This window comes from Pseudomonadota bacterium, assembly GCA_037200975.1.
In the GTDB taxonomy this organism is placed as follows: Bacteria; Pseudomonadota; Gammaproteobacteria; order Steroidobacterales; family Steroidobacteraceae; genus CADEED01.
Genome location: JBBCGI010000001.1, coordinates 1 through 16,688, shown reverse-complemented (window position 1 = coordinate 16,688; position 16,688 = coordinate 1). Strand labels below are relative to the sequence as shown.

Annotated in this window: 12 protein-coding genes; 3 read left to right on the top strand and 9 right to left on the bottom strand. The window is 66.8% G+C overall.

The window, feature by feature from the left end; all coding sequences use genetic code 11:
* Positions 1 to 14: 14 nt before the first annotated feature.
* The 6 genes from WDO72_00060 to WDO72_00035 all read right to left on the bottom strand — a co-directional run bounded on the left by WDO72_00060 (position 15) and on the right by WDO72_00035 (position 10,882).
* Positions 15 to 3,368 carry a UvrD-helicase domain-containing protein gene (locus WDO72_00060; GenBank protein MEJ0084050.1) on the bottom strand — a complete coding sequence of 1,118 codons (3,354 nt, stop codon included), beginning with the start codon at positions 3,366 to 3,368 and terminating at the stop codon, positions 15 to 17.
* Positions 3,361 to 6,006, bottom strand: coding sequence for a PD-(D/E)XK nuclease family protein (locus tag WDO72_00055; GenBank protein MEJ0084049.1), 2,646 nt, complete (start codon positions 6,004 to 6,006; stop codon positions 3,361 to 3,363). The genes WDO72_00060 and WDO72_00055 overlap by 8 nt, the downstream gene beginning before the upstream one ends.
* Before the next feature lie 13 nt (positions 6,007 to 6,019).
* Complete coding sequence (locus tag WDO72_00050; protein MEJ0084048.1) at positions 6,020 to 7,294, bottom strand: aminotransferase class I/II-fold pyridoxal phosphate-dependent enzyme; 1,275 nt, start codon at positions 7,292 to 7,294, stop codon at positions 6,020 to 6,022.
* 81 nt (positions 7,295 to 7,375) lie between these two features.
* Positions 7,376 to 9,160 (bottom strand): ABC transporter ATP-binding protein, encoded by a 1,785-nt coding sequence (locus WDO72_00045; protein ID MEJ0084047.1) that lies wholly within the window; start codon positions 9,158 to 9,160, stop codon positions 7,376 to 7,378.
* Positions 9,153 to 9,962: an ABC transporter permease subunit gene (locus WDO72_00040; GenBank protein MEJ0084046.1), complete on the bottom strand. Its 810-nt coding sequence runs from the start codon at positions 9,960 to 9,962 to the stop codon at positions 9,153 to 9,155. Before WDO72_00040 ends, WDO72_00045 begins: the two co-directional genes overlap by 8 nt.
* Positions 9,959 to 10,882 (bottom strand): ABC transporter permease subunit, encoded by a 924-nt coding sequence (locus WDO72_00035; GenBank protein ID MEJ0084045.1) that lies wholly within the window; start codon positions 10,880 to 10,882, stop codon positions 9,959 to 9,961. Before WDO72_00035 ends, WDO72_00040 begins: the two co-directional genes overlap by 4 nt.
* A 54-nt stretch (positions 10,883 to 10,936) precedes the next feature.
* Here WDO72_00035 and WDO72_00030 point away from each other — a divergent pair, with 54 nt between their 5' ends.
* Positions 10,937 to 11,704 carry an electron transfer flavoprotein subunit beta/FixA family protein gene (locus WDO72_00030; GenBank protein MEJ0084044.1) on the top strand — a complete coding sequence of 256 codons (768 nt, stop codon included), beginning with the start codon at positions 10,937 to 10,939 and terminating at the stop codon, positions 11,702 to 11,704.
* A complete protein-coding gene (locus tag WDO72_00025; protein MEJ0084043.1) occupies positions 11,701 to 12,654 on the top strand; it encodes an electron transfer flavoprotein subunit alpha/FixB family protein in 954 nt (317 codons plus the stop codon). The genes WDO72_00030 and WDO72_00025 overlap by 4 nt, the downstream gene beginning before the upstream one ends.
* 12 nt (positions 12,655 to 12,666) lie before the next feature.
* On the opposite strand, the gene WDO72_00020 is transcribed toward WDO72_00025, so the two are convergent.
* On the bottom strand, positions 12,667 to 13,149 hold the full coding sequence (locus WDO72_00020) for a peroxiredoxin (GenBank protein MEJ0084042.1): 483 nt from the start codon (positions 13,147 to 13,149) through the stop codon (positions 12,667 to 12,669).
* A 29-nt stretch (positions 13,150 to 13,178) separates the two neighbouring features.
* Positions 13,179 to 14,114, bottom strand: coding sequence for a hydroxymethylglutaryl-CoA lyase (locus WDO72_00015; GenBank protein MEJ0084041.1), 936 nt, complete (start codon positions 14,112 to 14,114; stop codon positions 13,179 to 13,181).
* 65 nt (positions 14,115 to 14,179) lie between these two features.
* On the opposite strand from WDO72_00015, the gene WDO72_00010 reads away from it, so the two are divergent.
* The gene (locus tag WDO72_00010; protein MEJ0084040.1) at positions 14,180 to 15,391 is read left to right on the top strand and encodes a CoA transferase; all 1,212 of its coding nucleotides are present in this window, start codon (positions 14,180 to 14,182) and stop codon (positions 15,389 to 15,391) included.
* 58 nt (positions 15,392 to 15,449) lie between these two features.
* Here the strand turns inward: WDO72_00010 and WDO72_00005 are convergent.
* On the bottom strand, positions 15,450 to 16,688 hold a 1,239-nt coding region (locus WDO72_00005; GenBank protein MEJ0084039.1), incomplete at its 5' end, for a hypothetical protein.

Here is a 16,688-nt window from a genome sequence, read left to right as displayed (position 1 = left end):
CTCCGGGATCGCGCTCAATTGACCGCTACTTCGCGCCATGCCGCGAGCAGCGGAAAGTACAGGCCCGCACGCACGGGCTCGGGTCCGAGCCCGCGCGCCAGGTGCGCGTAGCGCCGAAGCTGCGCCTCGTAGCGCGCGGCTTCGGAATCCAGGAACGCCGCAAGGTCGCCGCCTTCGTGGGGGCTGGTCTTGAAGTCCACCACCCAGCGTGTGCCGTCCGCGACGAAGGTGCGGTCGATGACTGCATTGACGATGTGTCCCGCGCGCACGCCTGACAGCGCCAGCTCCGATCGCGCCTCGCGATGACCCGCATCGAACAGCCACCGCCCGCGCTCGTCGGCGAGCGTCGCGCGTAACGCCTGCATCGCACGCTCCGCACCCGCCTGCGCCGCCGCGGCTTCGACGCCGAGCGCCTGCAGCCGCGATTCGAGCTGCGCGCGCAGCGCCGGCAGCTCTTCGCTGTCCGGTAGTTTGCCGCGCGCAAACCTTTCGAGCGCTTCGTGCACCACCGTCCCGACGCGCCGCGCCGTCTGGCGCACCCAGCTGAATTCGATAGCATCCTCTTCGGCATTCACGGGCACGAGCTCGCCGCGTGCCAGCACGTCGGGCGGAATCTGCCAGGCCGGCAAGTGACGCGGCAGGCGGCGCCGCTGTTGCGTGACGACCGGCAGCACGATCTCCTCCTGGATCTCGCCACCGATGGTTTCGAACTGGCTCATGTGTTCGCCCAGCGCCGGCCACAGGTTGTGAAGCAACGTGTTCGACGGCGGAGCGAAAGAGAACACGCCGTCTTTCTCGGTGGTACGCGGGTGCACGTACACGTGCAAAGAGTAACGGGCGCGTGTCAGCGCCACGTACGCCTGCCGCCCGCGCTCTTCGATGGCGCGATCGCGATGGATGGCGCGCAGATACTGGTTGATCTCGTCGTCTTTTTCCTCGTCGTCCTGATCGCGGAATCGCAGCGGCGCCATGATCAGGTGATCGCGGCCGTCCTTGCGCGGCAGCTGCAGCCAGTTGAGCAGCCGCGAGTCGTCGCCGCGTCCGCGTAACCCCAAGCCGAGCACGAACACGTGATCGAATTCGAGACCTTTCGCGCCATGGATCGTCATCAATGAAACGGCGCCCGGCTGTGCGGGGTCTTCCGCGTACAGCCGCTGCATCAGGCGTTGCAGGTCGGCAGATCGGCCGCGTGTGCGTTGCCGGTCCTGTTCATCGAGCGCCGCGAGGAATCTGCGCGCATGCGCAATCTCCGCATCGCTGCTACATGTCGCCGCTCCACCCAATGCAAGCCACACGCGCTCGACCGAATGCGCGCGAGTCTCGCGTTCGCGCTCGGTCCATCCGGCGAGCAGGATCGGCGTGGCGCGCAGCAGCCGGTCGAATCCATCGGGCGACAGACCGGGAATTCCATTGCGTAATGCCGTGGCGATGGTGTCCGCGCCGGCCGCTTCGGCGACGCGCGTGAGGTCCGGCAGCGTCAGACCCACGAACGGTGCGCGCAGCACAGCCAGCCAGGCGATGCGATCGAGCGGCGAGTCCAGTGCGCGCAGCAGCGCCTCGAGGTCCCGCACGACGGACACGTCGGCGAGCGGCTCGAGATTCACGCCGATGAAGGGCTGCTGCGTGCGGGTGAGCTCGGCGCGTATCGCACGCAGATGCGTGCGGGCACCCGCGAGCACCGCGATCGACTCGCCAGGTCGTTCGCGGCGCAGCGTGGCGATCAGCCGCGCGGCGGACTTCGCCTCCGCGCGCGTGCCCCCCTCGAAGCCCACCCGGTAGACGCGCGGCTCCCCCTTGAGAGCGCCACGCGCCGGGACGCTCGCGAGGTGGCGGACCGCGCTGCTGCGCGGGTCGTCTTCGGCCGGAAACACGCGCGCGAAGACGTCGTTGCACCAGTGCACGAGCGCCGGCGCGGAGCGGAAATTGCGGCGCAACTCGAGTGGCGTCAGCCGCACATGGGCGAGCCCGCCCTCGCGAACCGTCGCGAACCGGCCGACCTCGGCATTGCGAAAGCCGTAGATGGACTGCATCGGATCGCCGACCAGGAACAGCGTGCGTCCGTCGCCTTCGGACCAATCCTGCGTGAGCGACAGCAGCAGCTCGTATTGATCGCGCGAGGTGTCCTGGAATTCGTCGACCAGCACGTGTTGGAGACGGGTACCGAGCCGTTCGGCGAGTGGCGTCGGACTGGCGTCTTCCGTCAACGCGCGGCGCGCGGCGCCGGCGATCTCCGGGTGATCGCAATCGCCCTCGGCATCGAAAACCAGCGTGAGCTGCTGCGCCGCGAGCAGCAGGATGCGCGCCAGCGCGTCGAGCGCGCGTCGCGCCTTCTCCGGAATCCTGGGTTCGGGCAGCGCTCCGATGCGCGCCAGCGCCGCCGCCTGGCGTGCGTCGAACTCGCCGAGCGTCATCTTCCATTCGTCGCGCAGCGCACGGGCGTCCGGATCTTCCGCCGGCACCCCCATCGTCTTGTTGAGCAGCTTGCGCAGCGTGCCTTCCGCGGTCAGCGCGAGCCGCGTCACGAAGCGCCAGCGCGGCAGATCCGCCAGTGTCGGCGTGAGCGGCGCGGCGGAGTCACGCCACACGCCGACGTCGACATGGATCTCCGGATCCAGATTGCCCGCGGCGAAACGCGCCAGCCGGCTGGCCTGTTGCGTGAAGCCGGCCGGCAGCGTTTTCGCGGCCGCGGCGAGCTCTTCCGCCACGATCGCCGTGAGACTCGCTTCGATGCGTGGCACGAGCTCCTCACCCGACAACTGCGGCAGGTTGGGCAGCCATTCCGCGCGGCGCGGCAACATCGCGGCAATCAGCGCTTCGAGACGCAGCCAGCGATTGTCGAGGCGGCGCAGCAGCAGCTCGAGTTGTTTGCTGTAGTCCGGGTCGGTTTCCGCATGCCGCATCGTTTCGCGCGCCGCGAGCGTATACAGATCGTCCGGTGAATCCGTGACACCGCGCGCGAAACCGCCGCGCGAGGTGATCGGCAACGAACTGGCGAGATAGTGATTGAAGGAGTCGATGGTCTGGATTCGAAGCCGCGCAGAGTTGTCTTCGATGCCCCAGTTCCGCCGTGCCGCCTGGGCACGCGCTGCCGCGGCCAGCCGCAGCGTGACTTCGTCGGCCGGTGATTTGACCGTGATGGCGCCATCGAGCGCCTGCCGCACGCGTTCGCGCATTTCCCCGGCGGCCTTGCGCGTGAACGTGATGGCGAGCACCTGCTCCGGTTCATCGACAGTGGCGAGCAGCTGCAGGTATCGCTGCGTGAGCACGGTGGTCTTGCCCGAACCGGCCGGCGCCTGGACGATGAACGACTCATCGACCGCGAGCGCGCGCTCGCGCGCCAGCGCGTCGGAAGTTTCGAGATCACTCATGAGAGTCCCCGAATCGTCCGTGGTCATCCGCCAGTTCGACGCGCCGGCACAATGTGGTGAGTGCACAGACGCGGCACACGTCGGGCGCGGCTTCGACGGTCGCCCTGCCCGCGAGATATTCAGCCGCGAGCTCGCGCACCAGCTGCACCCATTCCGCGGTCTGCGCGCGCCACGCGGCGTCGATCTCGTCCGGCTGATTCTTCTGCACGCTGAGTCCCGGCAGGCCGCCCACCTCGGGCAGCAGCCCCTTGCGTGAGCTCTTGCCGGTGAATTTCGCGCGGCCGTTCGCGAGCGAGATGTTCGCCAGTGCCTGGACGTTGCGCCCGCCCTCGGCGATCAGATAGGCGATGAGCTGCGGATCGCGGATCACATCGCCCTGCCAGCGCAGCGCGCGCGGCTCGCCCGACTTGTAGTCGAGGATGGCGAAGCCGCCGCCCTCGATCGAATCCACGCGATCGATGCGCATCTCGAAGCGGCCGCCGGCGATCGCGATCTCGCGGCGCGCTTCGAGACTGACCACCTCGAATGCGGGCCTTTGGCTTTCGAGCTCCAGCAGCGCGAGGATCAATTGCTCGAGCCGGAACTTCTCGCGATCGACCGCCAGACGCAGCTCCTCCGGCACGTAACCGCGGAACACCGAGACGACCGCGGCCTCGACCGCATGGCCGACCATCCACTTGCGCACCGCGTCGTCGGTGCTGGTCAATTCGAAATGGCCCCGCAGTTTCTCCCAGATCAGCTCGAGCGCCTTGTGCAGCAACATGCCGCGTTCGCGCGGATCGATGCCGGGTATCGGCGCTTCGAGCGCGCGCGCGTCGAGCCGCAGTTCGGCGTACGCGTGGAAAGCGCACTCGGCCTGCAGCTGCAACGGCCGAACGCCGCCGCGCACGGGCAGAATCCGGTCGATGGCGACGCCCTGCTCGTCGTCGAGCAGTTCGATTTGCGCGCGTGTCGCGGTCGCGAGCGGGGGAATTGGCGGCGACGGCGAGTAGTTCGCAGCTTCGCCCGCTTGCACGAGCAATGGACTCGGCGTGCGATGAACATCGCCTTCGAGCCGCGCCCAGGAGCAGACCAGCGTCGCGCCACTGGCGCGCCACGCGGCCAACGAGGCGCGCGCGACGGCGGTCTGACCCGCCGCGGTCGCCGCCGGAATCCCCGCCTGTACTTGCAGGCCGAAGGGGATGAACACGTCGGGCCGCGGCGGCGCGGGCCATTGGGCGGCGTCGAGACCCACGACCCAGATGCCGTCGTAGTGGACGATCGGATCGTCATGGGAATCCGTCAGCGTGACCGGCGCTTCGACGCTGGCCGCATCGAAATTGCGCTCGGCCGCGAGATCCGCGAGCGCGCTCACCGCGGCGCTGGCGGACCCGCGCGGCAACCACGCACCCAGGGCCGAATATTCGTCGAGCAGCGCATGCCAGCGCGCCACGGTCTGCTGCTCGTCGCTGCGCAGGGTGCGTGATCCATGCCAGCCGAGTTGCCGCAATGCCGTCAACGTGCGCGGCGCCCATTCGGCCGGTGTGCGCGCTTCGCCACTCAAGGTCGCGATCGCGAGCTTCAGCCGTTGGGCCAGCGATTGCACCGGCAGGTTGTCGCTGGCGCTGCGCTCGAGCAGCGCCACCAGGTCGGCCGCGGTGAATTCGAGCCGGCGCGCCTCGCGCAGCTGCGATTCGACCGCCGCGCCCGCGAAGCAATCCTGCTGGTCGAGAAACGGCAATCTCAGCCAGTGCACGACCTCTTCAAAGGGCAGCCGGCCCGTCACGAGCCGCAGCGTCAGCAGCGCATGCGCGATGACGGGAAATTCGGCGAGTGGCCGGCCGCCTTCGAAAGCAAACACCGTCGAGGCATCCCGCGCTGCGTTGCCAAACCACTGCGCGGGGGTCAGCGTCTGCGACAACAGCCGCTCGTACAGGCCGCGTCGCTGGCGCAGGCGCGCGTCCACGATCAGCAGGCGGCTTTCGGGATCGCGCTCGAGCCGGTCGCGGCACCACTGGGAAATGAGATCGAGCTCGTGCTCATCGTTCTGCGCGAGCGCCACGCCGACTGCGGCGCGACGGTCCGGGTCGGGCGGCGTCGACACATCGGCGTCGAGGCGCCGCAGGGTCTCGGCGTGTTGTGCCGGCAGGATCGCAAAACCCGCGGCCACGATCTTGTCCGCGGGCGCGCGCAGCTCCGGCAGCCAATCGCGCAGCGGTTTGCGCCCTTGCGCCGCCGACAGCCGCGCGAGTTCTGCGCCCGTTTCGGCCAGCAATTCTGCTTCGGGTGATGACGACAAGGCACCGCTGCCGCGCGGTATCCGCCATTCCGACAGCGTACGCAGTGAATTGAGCAAGGCGCGGGCTTCGGCGATTCCACCGGCATCGCGGCGCAACTCGCGCAGGCTGGCCCACTCCGCGCCAGGCGGCAGCAGCCGGTCGGGAGAGGCGTCGTCAGCCCACTGCTCCCGCAGCGCACGCTCGCAAAACTGTGCGAACGTGACGACGCGTGGAGTCGCCCAGACCGCAAGACCGCGCGCGCGCTGTTGCTCTGCCCAGGCCACGCGGATTGCGGCCTGACGTTGCGTGCTCGGCACGATGAGCGTGGCGCCGGCCGCGAGCGCGTCGGAAATTGAACGGGGTAGTCGCTGCTTATTCAATAACTTGGAAGCACTACTTGAAGCGTGACTCCGCATGAACGACGCGCGCCTTGTCAGTGGGCGCGCGGCCCACGTAAGAAGTCAGCAGGTCGTCGATCCGCGCGAACACCTTCCTGAGCAGCGCCGCGTCCGGCAGCAACGTGGTGCGGAAATGATCGCGGTACGGCACGTTGAAACTCGTGCCCGGCGCCAGCAACACGTGTTTCTGCTCGAGCAGGTCGAGCGCGAAGGCCTGGTCGTCGAAGTCCGGCAGTTCGTCGGTCTTCACTCGCACGAAGGCGTACATCGACCCTTTCGGCGGCGCCAGCTGCAGGAAGCGGCTCGCACGCGTGGCCTCGAGAATGGCCTTGCGCGACTCGAACAGCCGCCCGCCGGGGGCCAACAGTTCCTTGATGCTCTGGTAGCCGCCGAGTGCGGTCTGCACGGCCCACTGCGCCGGCACGTTCGAGCACAGCCGCAGCGACGACAACAGTTCGAGCGCCGCCAGGTAGTCGCCCGCGCCGCGCAGATTGCCGGTGAACGCGGCCCAACCCACCCGGTAACCGCAGGCGCGGTAGATCTTCGACAGGCCCGACATCGTGCAGCACAACGTGTCCTTCACCAGCGTGGCCATCGGGATCGATTCGACCCCTTCGTACGTCATCTGGTCGTAGATCTCATCGCTGAACACGATGAGCTTGGCGGTTTCCGCCAGTTTTGCGATGGCTTCGCACACGGCGCGCGGATAAACCGCGCCGGTGGGGTTGTTAGGGTTGATGACCACGATGGCGCGCGTCTTGCGCGTGACCAGCGCGGCGATCTCTTCCGGGTCGGGGACGAAGTCGTTTTCCGGGCGGCAGGGATAGTAGACCGCCTTGCCGCCATTCAACGTGACCGCGGCCGACCACAGTGGATAGTCCGGGCTCGGGATCAGCACCTCGTCGCCGGGATTGAGCAGCGCGCGCAGGGACAGGTCGATCAACTCGCTCACGCCGTTGCCGATGAAGACCTCTTCGGCGCTGATGCCCGTCACGCCGCGCATCTGCTGCTGCATGACCACGGCTTCACGCGCCGGGAAGATGCCCTTCTGGTGGCAATACCCTTCGGCCACGGCCATGTTTTCGATCATGGCGAGGCGCATGGTTTCGGGCGTGCGGAATCCGAAGGCTCCTGGATTGCCGATGTTCAGCGGGACGATTTCATAGCCCTGCCGTTCGAGTTCCTGCGCGCGCCGCGCAAGCCGGCCGCGGATCTCGTACTTGACGTGGCGCAACCCTTCGCTAGCGCGAATCTGTGAATCCTGGGACATCGATGATTCCAATGGAAAAAGCGAGCCAGAAGGATAACGCGAAGCGGCCTTGGGCGCAGCGGCGCGGCCGCGAATTGGCGCTCAGTTCGTGAGGTCGCGCCACCGCAGGCAGGCCACCTGGTGGGAATTCCCGGTGTCTTCCGTACCTGGACTCGTCGCCGCGCAGGCCGGCAGCGCCGCCGGGCACCGATTGCGAAACTGGCAGCCGCTCGGCCTGTCGATCACCGCCGGCGTTTCTCCGCGGACGTCGAGGGCATCGAGGCGAGCGCGTTCGAGCCGGGGGTCGAGCTGCGGCACCGCCGCTAACAACATGCGCGTGTACGGGTGACGCGCCGCTTCGAACACCGCCCCGGTGGGCCCCGACTCGACGCTCCTGCCCAGGTACATGACCATCACGCGCTCGCACAGGCGCCTCACCACCGCGAGATTGTGGCTGACGAACACGATGCTGGTGCCGTGCTCACGCTTCAGGGTTTCCAGCAGTTCGAGGATCTGCGCCTGGATGGACACATCGAGCGCGCTCACCGCCTCGTCGCACACCAGTAGTTTGGGTTCGAGGACCATGGCGCGCGCGATCGCCACGCGTTGACACTGCCCACCCGAAAGCTCCCGGCCGCGGCGGCCGGCGTATTCCTGCCCGAGGCCGACGCTTTCGAGCATGCGCAGCACTCTCAGCGATCGCGCGTCCGCGTCCAGCCCCGGGCGCAAGGCGCGCAGCGGCTCGGCGACGATGTCCGCGATTCGCATGCGCGGATCGAGGCTGGCGAACGGGTCCTGGAAAACCACCTGCATGCCGTCGCGCAGGCGGCGCAGTTCTTCTCCGCCCAGGCCCTGCACCGCGCGGCCTAACCACACGATCTCGCCCGCGGCGGGCGGCCCCAGCCTCAGCAGCGCGCGCGTGAGGGTCGATTTGCCGCAGCCGGATTCGCCGACGATGCCCAGCGCCTCGCCTGCGCCGACTTCAAACGACACGTCGTCGACGGCCGCGAAACTCGCGGGCTTCCGCCACCAGACGCCGCGCAGGCGGTGCCGCACGCTCACGTTGCGCACCGCCAGCGGCGGCGTGGCCGGCAACTGCGCCCGTGGAGCGGGCCCCGGCGTTTCGAGGCGGGGCGTGGCGGCCAACAAGGCGCGCGTGTATTCGTGCGATGGCGACGAGAGCACGCGTTGTACTGGCGCGTGTTCGAGCGTCTTTCCCTGCCGCATCACGAGAACATCGTCGGCCAGCGCCGCGATCACACCCATGTCATGGGTGACGAGCGCCAGCGCCATGCCGCGTTCCTGGACGAGCTCCCGCAGCAGCCTCAGCAACTGCGCCTGCACCGACACATCGAGGGCCGTGGTCGGTTCATCGGCGATCAGCAGCTGGGGATCGCAGGCCAGCGCCATCGCGATCATGGCGCGTTGGCGCATGCCGCCCGACAGCTCATGCGGGTACTGGCGCAGGCGGCGCGGCACGTCGCTCATGCGCACCTGCTCCAGCAGTTGCGCGGCACGCGCGCGCGCGTCCTGCCAGCTCATGCCGCGATGCGCGACCAGCGGTTCGGCGATCTGGTCGCCGACCCGCAGGTGCGGCGTGAGCGAGGTCATCGGATCCTGGAATATCATCGCCACGCTGCGTCCGCGTACGTGGGGTGCCGAATCCAGCAACGCCGAATTCTCCAGTCTCGCTTCGCCCGTCACGCGCGCCTGCGGTGGCAGCAGACCCATCAATGCCATGAAGATCTGCGTCTTGCCGGCGCCGGACTCACCGATCACGCCCAGGCAGCGATGCGCCGCGATCTCGAAGCTCACGGCGTCGACGACGGTCTGGCCGCCATAGGACACCGACAACGATTGCACCGCGAGCAACGCCGCCTCACTCATCGCGCGACTCGAGCGTGGCGCGCAGGCTGTCGCCCAGCACGTTGAAAGCGACCAGCAGGACGGTGAGCAGCGTGGCGGGAACCAGCAGCATCCAGGGCGAGGACTCCATCTCCTGCGCGCCCTCGCTGATGAGGCTGCCGAGGCTCGCGAACGGCTCCTGCACGCCGAGCCCGAGGAAACTCAGAAAACTTTCGAACAGGATGAGCTGCGGGATGTTGAGCGTGGCATAGGCGATGACCGGGCCGGCGACGTTGGGCACGATGTGGCGCCACAGGATCGCGGGCGTCTTCACGCCGCTGGCGATCGCGGCGTCGACGAACTCGCGCCGCCGCAGGCTCAGCGTCTGGCCGCGCACGATGCGCGCCATGGTGAGCCAGCCCACCGCCCCGATCGCGATGAACAGGGCGGCGATGCTGCCGCGCGGAAACAGCGTGGAGAGAATGATGACGATGAAGATGTACGGCAGCGCGAATACGATGTCGACGAAACGCATCATCGCCGCATCGACGCGCCCGCCGACGTAGCCTGCGGTTGCGCCCCAGGCGACGCCGATGCAAACGCTCACCAGCGCGGCCAACACGCCGATCAGCAGCGAGACGCGCATCGCCTGCATGCCGCGCGCGAACAGATCGCGTCCGAGCCGATCGGTGCCCAGCCAGTGACCGCTCTCGAGGCTCGGTGGATTGGCGAGATGTTGCCAGTCGAGCGCGTCGTAACTGAACGGGCTCAGCCAGGGTGCGGCCAGTGCCATGCCAGCCAGCAGACACAACACCGTCAACGCGCCGCGGGTTCGGCTGCTCACGAGAGCCGCACGCGAGGATCGAGCCAGCCGTACAGCAGGTCGGCGAGCAGATTGCAGATCAACGTGAACACGCCGTAGACGATGATCATGCCCATGACCAGCGTGTAGTCGCGATTGAGCGCGCCCTGTACGAGGTAGCGGCCGGAACCGGGCAATCCGAACACGGTTTCCACCACCAGCGACCCGGTGATGATGAATGCGACGGCGGGCCCCAGGTAACTAACCACCGGAATCAACGCGGGCCGCAGCGCATGGCGGAACAACAGCATGCGCGCGTCAAGCCCCTTGGCGCGCGCGGTGCGGATGAAGTTCGATTGCAGGACTTCCAGCATGCTGCTGCGCGTGAGCTGCGCCAGGTAGGCGATGACCGGCAACGCGAGCGTGACCACCGGCAGTACCAGGAAACTCGGATCACCCGGCTCGTAGCCGCCCACACGGAAAAGCGGCCAGTAGATGCCGAATACCAGCGCCAGCACCGGGCCCGTGACATAGCCGGGCAATACCACGCCGAGCAGGGAGAAATTCATGAGCGCCCGCGCCGGCCAGGAGTTCGCTCGCCAGGCGGCGTACACGCCGAGCGGTACGCCCAGCAGCAACGCCAGCAAGGTCGCCGCGCCGCCGATAGTTAGACTGAGAGGCAGCCCCGCGCCGATCAGCTCCGTCACGCGGAAATCCTTGAAACGGAACGACGGCCCGAGATCGCCGCGCACGACGCCGCCAAGATAACGACCGTACTGGGTCAGCAGCGGCTGATCGAGGCCGTAGGCGGCGTCGAGGTTGGCGCGGATCGAGGCCGGCAAGGCCTGCTCCTGATCGAACGGACCGCCCGGCGCGAGCCGGATGATGAAGAACGACAACGTCAGGAGGACGAACAGCGTGGGCACGAGGCCGGCGATCCGCCGCAGCGCGTAGCTCAACACCCGCCTTCCGCCCCGCTCTCGAACACGTGCACAACTCCCGCTACACTCACTCTGGTGGAAACAGCGCAAAATCCCCGACGGATTCTCGTCGCAATCAAACGTGTCGTCGACTACAACGTACGCATCCGCGTGAAGCCGGATGGCTCGGGCGTGATGCTCGACGGCGTCAAACTCGCGATCAATCCCTTCGACGCCATCGCGATCGAAGAAGCGCTGCGCATCAAGGAGCGCGGCCGCGCCGATGAAGTCGTGGTCGCGACCATCGGCCCTGCGGACTGCCAGGCGACCCTGCGAAACGCATTGTCGATGGGCGCGCAACGCGCGTTGCACGTCGTCTCCGATACCGCGCTCGAGCCGCTGGACGTCGCGCGGGTGCTGTTGAAGCTCGTCGAACGCGAGCAACCCTTCCTCGTGATCCTCGGCAAACAGGCCATCGACGATGACAACAACCAGACAGGCCAGATGCTGGCCACGCTCTGGAACCGTCCGCAGGCCACGTTCGCTTCGAAGCTCGAGCTCGGCGAAAGCAGCGCGAAGGTGACACGCGAGGTCGACGCGGGGCTCGAAACGCTGGAAGTAGAGTTGCCCGCCGTGGTCACCACCGACCTGCGTCTGAACGAACCGCGTTTCGTGAAGCTGCCTGACATCATGAAGGCCAAGACCAAACCGCTGGCCAGCATTCCGCTGGCGGAAGTTGGCGGCGCGGGAACACCACGGATCAAGGTCACGAAGACCGAGCCGCCACCGGGACGTCAGCGCGGCATCATGGTCAAGGACACCGCCGGGTTGTTTGCCGAGTTGCACAAGCGAGGCCTCGTATGACGCAGGTACTGGTCATCGCGGAACACGCCCATGGCAAGCTCAACGCGGCCACCGCCAAATGCGTGACGGCGGCGAGCTCGCTCGCCGGAGCCGAGATCGTCGTGGCGGTTTTTGCCGTACCCGGTTCGCCGGTCGCGGCGCAGGCGGCGCAGATCGCGGGCGTCGCGCGCGTGCTCGAGGTCGCCCACGCGGCGAATGAACATGCGCTGGCCGCGACAATCGCGCCCCAGGTCGCCGAAGTGGCGGCGCCCTTCTCGCATGTGTTCGGCCCTTCGACCACGTTCGGCAAGGACCTCATGCCGCGCGTCGCGGCGCTGCTCGATACGGCGCAGATTTCCGATGTCATGAGCATCGAGAGTGCGACCCGGTTCCGTCGACCTATCTACGCGGGCAACGCGATCACCACGGTGGAAGCCGCGGCGGGCGCGAAGATCGTCGCGACCATCCGCATCGCGTCGTTCGAAGCGGCCGCCGGCGCAGGCACGGCGAAGATCGAAGTCATTTCGCCGCAGGCGGCGCTGCCAACCCACACGAAATTCGTCGAGCTCGTGGCCGCGGGCGGGGACCGGCCCGATCTGCAGAGTGCGTCGAAGGTGATCTCGGGGGGCCGTGCGCTCGCCAGCGCCGACGCCTTCAAGATCATTTACGGACTGGCCGACAAGATCGGGGCCGCGGTCGGCGCGTCGCGCGCCGCGGTGGACGCGGGTTACGTGCCCAGCGACATGCAGGTCGGACAGACCGGCAAGATCATCGCGCCCGAGCTCTACATCGCCATCGGCATCTCCGGGGCGATCCAGCATCTGACGGGCATCAAGGATGCCCGCACGATCGTTGCGATCAACAAGGATGCGGAGGCGCCGATCTTCGAGGTCGCCGACATTGGAATCGTCGGCGACCTCTTCACGATCGTTCCGGAGCTGGAAAAGCTGATCGACGCCAGCCGGAAGTAGCCCTCGTACGGGCTAGAAGTGCGAGAGCACGTTCTCGGCTGTCGAAACCTTGAATTCCCGCGGCGCTTCGATATCGACGTGTGTGGCCACGCCATCCTTCACGACGAGCGCGAAACGTTGCCCGCGTGTGCCCATGCCGAAGCCGCTGCCGTCCATCGTGAGACCGAGCGCCTTCGCGTAGTCGCCATTGCCGTCGGCCAGCATCGTGATCTTGTCGGCAACGTTCGAATGTTTGCCCCAGGCGTTCATCACGAACACGTCGTTCACCGCCATGCAGGCGATGGTGTCGACGCCCTTGGCCTTGAAATCGCCGGCCTTCTCCACGAACCCGGGCAGATGTTTGGCATCGCAGGTCGGCGTGAACGCACCCGGCACCGAAAACAACACGACCGTCTTTCCCTTGAACAAAGCGTCGCTCGTGAGGTCCGCCGGGCCGTCTTTGGTCATCACCTTGAAAGTGCCCGCGGGCAACTTGTCGCCAACCTTGATCGCCATCTTGATTCTCCTGATGTGAACTCGAATTCTTAAATTTCGCCGCGTTTGGTGGCCGCGGGAAAAATCCCCGCCTTGACCAGCATGCCGGGCACCGCGTGATCGAGCGAGGTCTGCAGCCACTTGCTCGTCTCGATCAGCGCCGGCAGATCCACGCCGGTCTGCACACCCATGCGGTGCAGCATGTAGACGAGATCTTCCGTCGGAATGTTGCCGGTCGCCGCGGGCGCGAAGGGGCACCCGCCAATGCCACCGCAACTGGCGTCCAGCGCGAACACGCCGGCTTCGACCGCGGCATACGCGTTGGCCAATCCGGTGTTGCGCGTATTGTGAAAATGGCCGCGCAGACGTGCTTGTGGCAGCGCCGCACGCAGCGTACCAAGGACCTCCGTCACCTGCGTAGGGACGGCGACGCCGATCGTGTCGGCGACCGCGATTTCATCCGGATTCCCCGCGGCGAGCCGCTCGGCGAGCTCGCGCACGCGCGCGACCGGCACCTCCCCTTCGAACGGACAACCGAACGCGGTCGAGATCGTGATCTGCGCGCGAATGCCGGCGGCATGCGCCAGCTTCGCGATGTCGAGCCAGGAGTCGATTCCCTCCTCCACGCTCATGCCCTGATTGCGCTGGCTGAAGCTTTCGCTGGCCGCGATGGCCATGCCGACCTCGGTGCAACCGGCGGCCTGGGCGCGTTCGAAGCCTTTGCGATTGAGCACGAGCCCGATGAACCGGGCCTGCGCAGCGGCATCGGCCAAAGCGGTCATCATCGCCTCGGCATCCGCCATCTGCGGCACACGCTTGGGATTCACAAAGCTTGCGACTTCGATCCGCTTGAGACCCGCCGCAAGCAGGCGCTGCACGAACTCGACCTTGGTCGCGGTCGGCAACACCTGCGATTCGCTCTGCAAACCGTCGCGGGGTCCTACTTCGACGATGTCGATGCTGCTGGCGATACGGCTCGAATTCATGGCGTGAATTCTATCCCCTGCGGTGAGCTTGACCCCCTCGGGATGCGCCGGTAGAAACCCGCGCCATGCACGACACGCAAACAAAGCCGGCCGGCGCACTCGCCGACCTTCGGGTGCTCGAACTCGGCACGCTCATCGCAGGACCGTTCTGCGGGCAGTTGCTGGGTGACATGGGCGCCGAGGTCATCAAGATCGAAGCGCCCGGCCAGGGCGATCCCATGCGTCACTGGGGACCGCAGCAGCGCGGCCAACCGTCGGTGTGGTGGCCGGTCATCGGGCGCAACAAGAAGGGCGTGACGCTCGACCTCCGCCAGGCCGAAGGCCAGAGTCTTTTCAAAGACTTGGTGAAGAAATCTGATGTGGTCATAGAGAACTTCCGTCCCGGCACGCTCGAGAAGTGGAACTGCGGCTGGGACGCGCTCGCCGCGATCAATCCGCGCCTCATCATGGTTCGAGTGTCGGGTTACGGGCAGACCGGGCCGTATTCCCAGCGCGCCGGTTATGGCGGCATCGGCGAGGCCATGGGCGGACTGCGTTACATCGTTGGCGAGGCCGATCGGCCGCCCTCCCGCGTCGGCATCAGCATCGGCGATTCGCTCGCCGCCGTGCATGCCTGCATGGGTACGTTAGCGGCGTTGCATCACCGCGAGCGCAGCGGCGTTGGCCAGGTGGTCGATGCGGCGATCTACGAGTCGGTGCTCAACATGATGGAGTCGCTGGTCACCGAATTCGATCAGCTTGGCCATGTGCGCGAACGCAGCGGGCCGATCCTGCCGCGCATCGCGCCGTCCAATGTCTATCCGACGCGCGACGGCATCGTGATGATCGGCGCGAACCAGGACACCGTGTTCGCGCGTCTGTGCGACGCCATGGACACACCAGCCCTCGCCCGCGATGCGCGGTATGCCGATCACACCGCGCGCGGCGAGCATCAGCGCGAGCTCGACGAGGTGATTGCGGCCTGGACGGCGACGCTGGGCACCCGCGAACTGCTGGATCTGCTGGAAAAGCACGGTGTTCCTTCCGGGCTCATCTACCGCACCCCGGACATGCTCGACGATCCACACTTCACCGCGCGCCAGGCCATCGTCGAGACGGCGCATCCGCAGTTCGGCACGCTGCGCATGCAGAACGTCGCGCCGCGGCTCTCGGCCAGCCCGAGTTCCATCCGGACGCCGGCACCTGAGCTTGGGCAACACAACGACCAAGTGTTCGGCAGCTTGCTCGGACTCGATACTGCGGCGATCGCGGCATTGCGCACCCGCGGCGTGATCTGACGCAGAAATGAAAAGGCCGGGACTGACCCGGCCTTTCCGTGCTCGTTGCGGACTCGAATCAGGTGTTCAGCAGCCAGAGCTTGGCGATGCGCACCATCGTCGGGTCTTCCTTCACGCCGCGAAACGCCTTGGCGGCCTCGGCCTTGTTGTTGCTGCGCAGGTAGGCGATGCCCAACAACATGCTGGCCTCGTCGCTGCGCTGCTTCTGCATCGGGTCACCCTGGGCGAGGCTGCCCTTCTTGATGCCGCGCTGCAGAGCTTCGGCGGCCTTGGTGGCGTCCCCAAAGCCCAGGTATTGCGCGCCGACTTTCACGTCGGCATCGCCAGTCGCGGCCGAGCGCGCCGCGGCTTCGTTCTGCGGAAGCGCGGCCTTGTCGGCGGCCGCTTCTTTCTTGGCAGCGGCGAGCAGACGCGTATTCACGTCCTTGAGGCGTTGATCGGTGAATACGTTCTTCGTGAAGCCCTGTTCGAGCACCGTCTGCGCTTCGCCAGCGAGCTTGTTCTCGAGCGCGAGCTGCGCCATTTCCTTGTACTGCTCGCCCTGGTTCAGCACGTTCACGTAGACCGCAAGACGCATGACGTTGAGCTTCTGCACGTCATCCGTATCGGTCTTGTTGATGGCGACCATGAGGTTCTGCCAGTACTCGGGCTTCGGGTAGTGCACCACGAGCTTTTCGAACACCTTGGCGACACAGGAGTTGTCGCCCGCTTTCGCGCACGCCGCCTGCACGAGCAGCAGCTGCTGTTCCTTCGGAACCCGGTTGTTCTGGTCGAACTGCGCCAGCAGCTCGTTCATCACGCGCACCGCTTCCCGGTTCTGGCCGGACTGGTAGTACGCCTGCGCCACCGCGACCTGCAGATCCGGATCGCGTGAAAGCTTCAGCGCGCGATTGCCGTAGTCGATGACTTTCGGATAGTTACGCAGCGCCGAGTAGATCCCGAGGATGCTCTTGTAACGCTCGAGCTTCTTGGCTTCGGGCATACATGGAGAATTGAGGCCGCTCTCGAGTTCGCGGACCGCGTCGGAATCCTGCCTGAGCGAGTGGTACGCGTAGCCGCGGAACTCACTCATCCAGTACAGGTCCGTCTGGGTCTTGGCGCCCGGGGTGGACTCGGCTTCGCGCGTCTTCGCGAGGACGTCCTGCCAGCGCTTGGCCTTCATTGCCTCCTGCGCGGCCGCCATCGGCTTGGCAATCTGCTTGCTGATCTTGCCGCCGCCGGTGCATCCGGCGCCCTGCGCAAGTGCGTTGGACGTCAAGCCGGCGCCGAGGAATCCGAGCGCCGCAGTTGCGATCAT

Coding starts and splice junctions, on each gene's coding strand:
- WDO72_00060 (MEJ0084050.1), bottom strand. CDS start 3,368: ATGAGTGATCTCGAAACTTCCGACGCGCTGGCGCGCGAGCGCGCGCTC.
- WDO72_00050 (MEJ0084048.1), bottom strand. CDS start 7,294: ATGTCCCAGGATTCACAGATTCGCGCTAGCGAAGGGTTGCGCCACGTC.
- WDO72_00045 (MEJ0084047.1), bottom strand. CDS start 9,160: ATGAGTGAGGCGGCGTTGCTCGCGGTGCAATCGTTGTCGGTGTCCTAT.
- WDO72_00025 (MEJ0084043.1), top strand. CDS start 11,701: ATGACGCAGGTACTGGTCATCGCGGAACACGCCCATGGCAAGCTCAAC.
- WDO72_00020 (MEJ0084042.1), bottom strand. CDS start 13,149: ATGGCGATCAAGGTTGGCGACAAGTTGCCCGCGGGCACTTTCAAGGTG.
- WDO72_00015 (MEJ0084041.1), bottom strand. CDS start 14,114: ATGAATTCGAGCCGTATCGCCAGCAGCATCGACATCGTCGAAGTAGGA.
- WDO72_00010 (MEJ0084040.1), top strand. CDS start 14,180: ATGCACGACACGCAAACAAAGCCGGCCGGCGCACTCGCCGACCTTCGG.